Annotated in this window: 6 protein-coding genes and 1 pseudogene; 1 reads left to right on the top strand and 6 read right to left on the bottom strand. The window is 46.8% G+C overall.

The window, feature by feature from the left end; genetic code table 11:
- Positions 1–110: 110 nt before the first annotated feature.
- The 5 genes from EHW58_RS15455 to EHW58_RS15435 form a co-directional block, all read right to left on the bottom strand.
- Positions 111–308, bottom strand: coding sequence for a sugar nucleotide-binding protein (locus EHW58_RS15455; protein ID WP_227986328.1), 198 nt, complete (start codon positions 306–308; stop codon positions 111–113).
- Positions 289–1173, bottom strand: a complete 885-nt coding sequence (rfbA, locus tag EHW58_RS15450; RefSeq protein ID WP_152797351.1) for a glucose-1-phosphate thymidylyltransferase RfbA — start codon at positions 1171–1173, stop codon at positions 289–291. The genes EHW58_RS15455 and rfbA overlap by 20 nt, the downstream gene beginning before the upstream one ends.
- Entirely contained in the window at positions 1173–2276 is a 1104-nt protein-coding gene (rfbB, locus tag EHW58_RS15445) for a dTDP-glucose 4,6-dehydratase (protein ID WP_152797349.1), read from the bottom strand. Before rfbB ends, rfbA begins: the two co-directional genes overlap by 1 nt.
- 74 nt (positions 2277–2350) lie before the next feature.
- Positions 2351–3325, bottom strand: coding sequence for a Wzz/FepE/Etk N-terminal domain-containing protein (locus tag EHW58_RS15440; protein ID WP_152797347.1), 975 nt, complete (start codon positions 3323–3325; stop codon positions 2351–2353).
- A 43-nt stretch (positions 3326–3368) separates the two neighbouring features.
- The gene (locus EHW58_RS15435) at positions 3369–3722 is read right to left on the bottom strand and encodes a four helix bundle protein (protein ID WP_152797345.1); all 354 of its coding nucleotides are present in this window, start codon (positions 3720–3722) and stop codon (positions 3369–3371) included.
- A 46-nt stretch (positions 3723–3768) separates the two neighbouring features.
- Here EHW58_RS15435 and EHW58_RS15430 point away from each other — a divergent pair.
- Positions 3769–4158 (top strand): annotated as a pseudogene (locus tag EHW58_RS15430) (transposase); the annotation flags it as partial.
- 25 nt (positions 4159–4183) lie between these two features.
- Here EHW58_RS15430 and EHW58_RS15910 read toward each other — a convergent pair.
- A partial coding sequence (locus EHW58_RS15910; protein WP_152795353.1) for a glycosyl transferase occupies positions 4184–4284 on the bottom strand: 101 nt, incomplete at its 5' end.

The raw sequence follows: 4284 nt of genomic DNA, 5'->3' as shown, positions 1-4284 counted from the left end.
GCCGACCAAGATCAGCTTGGTGGCCAAACAGAAGCGCTGTCTCATGAATCCCAGTTTCTTAGAAAAGGTTTTAGCCGCAGGCATACCGGCGATGGTTGAAAAATAAACACTCATGCGCTCGCCCTGTTAAGCTCGGCGATGACAGCCTTAACCTGTTGTTCATTTGTTATATCCAACTGTTCGCGATCATAAGCAACAACTTCAATATCATTACGTTGCGACAATTTCGAGACCAAACAGTGACCAACTTGACCATGAGAGCCAGTAATCAACACTTTCATCACTGCACTATCTTTTTTGTTTCTCATGTACTAAACGCCCCAAATATTGTCCATACTCATTTTTCATCATAGGTTCAGCAATATTCAATAGTTCTTCATCTGCCAGCCACTGATTCCTCCAAGCAATCTCTTCTAAGCACGCGACTTTAAGGCCTTGGACATTCTCTATAGTCTGAACAAACGACGAAGCTTCGTGTAAACTTTCGTGAGTACCCGTATCTAGCCAGGCAAAGCCGCGACCAAGCAGCTCTACATTCAGAGAACCATCTTGTAGGTAAATTTGATTTAAAGTGGTGATTTCCAACTCACCACGTTCAGATGGCTCGACTTGTTTCGCCCACTCCACTACACGGTTGTCATAAAAATACAGCCCTGTGACCGCATAATCAGATTTTGGCTGTATCGGCTTCTCTTCAATGGAAATGGCTTTCATCTCACCATCAAATTCCACCACACCAAAGCGCTCTGGATCTTTTACCTGGTAACCAAACACTGTCGCTAGACCCTGTGATGTCAATTCACTTGCGCGTTTTAGCTGTTCACTAAACGATTGACCATAGAAGATATTGTCACCCAAGACTAAACAGACTGACGAGTCGCCAATAAATTCTTCACCGATGATAAAGGCTTGCGCAAGGCCGTCAGGTGATTCTTGCACTGCGTATTCAAGCTGAATACCAAATTGGCTACCATCACCGAGCAAGCGCTGAAAGCTATTTTGATCTTCAGGGGTGGTGATAATCAAAATCTCACGAATACCCGCTAGCATCAACACAGATAGCGGATAGTAGATCATTGGTTTATCGTAAACGGGTAGCAGCTGTTTGGATACACCCATTGTGATCGGGAACAAACGTGTGCCTGACCCACCCGCTAGAATAATACCTTTCATTATTTACTCTCCGCTAAAGCAACACCTAGACGTTCAACTTGGTAACTACCATTCTGAACATGTTGACACCAGGTTTGATTGTCTAAATACCATTGCACCGTTTTTTTCAACCCGGTTTCAAAGGTCTCGACCGGTGTCCAGCCTAGCACTTGTTGCATTTTACTGGAGTCAATCGCATAACGACGGTCATGCCCAGGACGATCCTGCACATACGTAATTTGCTCGGCATAGGAGGTCATTTTCGGGACTAATGTGTCTAGAATTTCACAAATCGCTTCGACTACCTCAACGTTTTTCTTTTCATTGTGACCGCCTATGTTATAGGTTTCACCGACTTCGCCTTCCGTGACGACTTTATAGAGCGCTCGAGCATGGTCTTCGACATATAGCCAATCACGAATTTGGTCGCCTTTGCCGTAGATAGGTAATGCTTTACCTGCTAAAGCATTTAAAATAACCAGCGGGATCAGCTTTTCAGGGAAATGATAAGGGCCGTAGTTATTGGAACAATTGGTGACTATGGTTGGTAAACCATAAGTGCGCATCCAAGCACGAACCAAATGATCACTTGAGGCTTTAGAAGCTGAATAAGGGCTTGAAGGTGCATAGGGTGTGGTTTCTAGGAACATCGGCAGCGGCTCATTCGCTGATTCCGCCCCCTGTTTAACATCATCCGGATGCGGCAGGTCGCCATACACTTCATCGGTGGAGATATGATGAAAACGAAACGCTTGTTTAGCACTGTCGTCCAGCTGGTTCCAATACTCGCGGGTCGCTTCTAATAGGGTATAGGTACCCACAATATTGGTTTCGACAAACGCTGCGGGGCCGTCGATTGAGCGATCAACGTGCGACTCAGCCGCTAGATGCATCACCGCATCGGGTTGATGCTCGGCAAAGACGCGATCAAGCTCGGCACGATTACAAATGTCCACTTGCTCAAAGGCGTAGCGATCGCTTTCAGAGACTGGTGCTAACGATTCCAGGTTGCCCGCATATGTCAGTTTATCGAGGTTAATCACACTATCGCTGGTGTGCTGAATAATATGGCGGATAACCGCAGAGCCAATAAAGCCAGCGCCGCCTGTGACTAGTATTTTCATGTTAATTTCCTGAAAAAAGATCTTAGATACTAGAGAAAGCAGCCTCGTGCTCGCATCGGGGCTCTTCCTAGTTTCTAGTCTTCATCTTCATCTCTTCTAAACGCAAATCTCACTAACACAATCGCTACCCCTAGCATGCCGCCAAGTAGCGTTGCCAGCACACAAATCAATGCCCGTTTCGGGCCGGCTTTTTCTTCGGGGACGATGGCCGGGTCGACGGTTTTGAACACAAATTCGTCTTGCACTTCGGCAAGCATCAAGCTTTTGGTTTGCTCCTCAATCAGTTGGTAGAACACATTCTGCATTTGGGTGAGGTTGGTGTTTTCTAGCTGTTGGCGCAAGTAGGCGATATTGGTGTTGGTTTCTTGCAGTTTGTCGGCTTTCATGCGCGCGTTAATCGCGGCCACCAACTTTTCAGTCACGCGTTGTGCCAGTATTGGCGATTCTGACTCAAAGCTAATGGTCACTAAGCCATTATCTTTTTGCTCGTTAATCGCCAGCAACTCAGAAAACGCTTTGTAAAGCTCCCAGTCGGTGGGGGCTGCCGGTTTGTTTACCCGATCGCCTTCAGGCTTTAACCAAGTTTTTGTTTCAGGGTTATAACGCTCGGGATCGATTTGCCATTCGCCCGTTTCTCGATCCCAGCCTGTTGTCGCCATTAGCGGTACTTCCAGCTGATTAGCATGTACAAATTCGCTAATAAACTGGCGCGATTTTAGCGTGGCGAGCGCTATTTGAGTTTCACTGCCGCCACCGCTGCCAAGGTTAACCCCCGCTAACGACGCTAAGCCACCCAACTGTCCGGCCATACTGGCCAAGCCACCACCGCCTTGCTCATTGGCAGGGGCTAGTAAAGCCTCAGATTTGTAGGTATTGGGGAGGTATAATGAATACCCCACCCCACCCACGGCAAATACAAAGGTGATCGCGATGATCAGCCATTTGCCTTGCCATAGAGCAGCGAAAAGCTCACGGAGGTCGATTTCGTCATCGGCTGCCATTGGGGGGATGGGGGGGTGTGTGTAGTGTTCTTTTAAATTTGAGTTCATAAGTTTGATTCAATGATTACGGAATACAGAATACAGAAAAAGACTAGTTATCGGGGTGCATATAGTCAGCGGGATCTTCGTTTATCCGCGTTTGCTTTGTTTTGGATAGTCGCCCGATACTCGCTGCAATGGTTTCAGCATCATTTATCCATGATAACCCTGCCGTTTTTTCTATATATCCAATCTCTATGCCTATATAAATTTGAGTAATGAGCTCCGCCGTTGACGACTTTGCAATATTGAGAAATCTCAGTTGGTCTTTAACAGACTCTCTTTCTTCGCCCTCTGCGATATTCGATGGTATTGATAAACCAGAGCGAGTGATTTGATCTTTAAAGCCGTAGTCGTTACAGGTACGCATTGTCTTATAAATATCGCAAGATATACCCGTGATCATTGAAGATGCTTGATTTTACGTAGAAACAGGATCATGATTCCTACCTATGAAAGTGACTTTAACCAAACAGCAGAAGCTTGAACTCGACCGCCAACATGGGACGACTCGTGATGGGCGAGTGCGCGATCGTATCAAAGCAGTGTTACTCGCGTCTGAAGGTTGGAGCGCTGCGATGATTTCTCAAGCATTGCGTATTAACGAAACAACAGTACGGCGTCATCTTGAAGACTACGCAACTGCTGAAAAACTCAAGCCCGAGAATGGTGGCTCAAGCAGTCATTTGTCCGCTCCTCAAGCATTGGCCTTGATTGAGCATTTGACCGAACACACCTACTCCCACACCCACCAGATTGTCGCGTATGTGCAGAGTCAGTTTGGTGTGCGCTACTCCGTTGCTGGCATGAACAAATGGCTGCACCACAACGGTTTTAGCTATCACGGAAAACGCATGAACATCCCCGTCATGAAAGGCTTCCCAGCACGGTCGCGAGGTACTCTTGGTCCATCGCGCACATCATTCGCTTGCGTTGAATGCCGGCTTTGAAACTCTTCTCTTGCTTTA

The organism is Salinivibrio sp. VYel1 (genome assembly GCF_009377945.1).
Classification (GTDB): Bacteria; Pseudomonadota; Gammaproteobacteria; order Enterobacterales; family Vibrionaceae; genus Salinivibrio; species Salinivibrio siamensis.
This window is presented reverse-complemented; position numbering and strand designations above follow the sequence as displayed.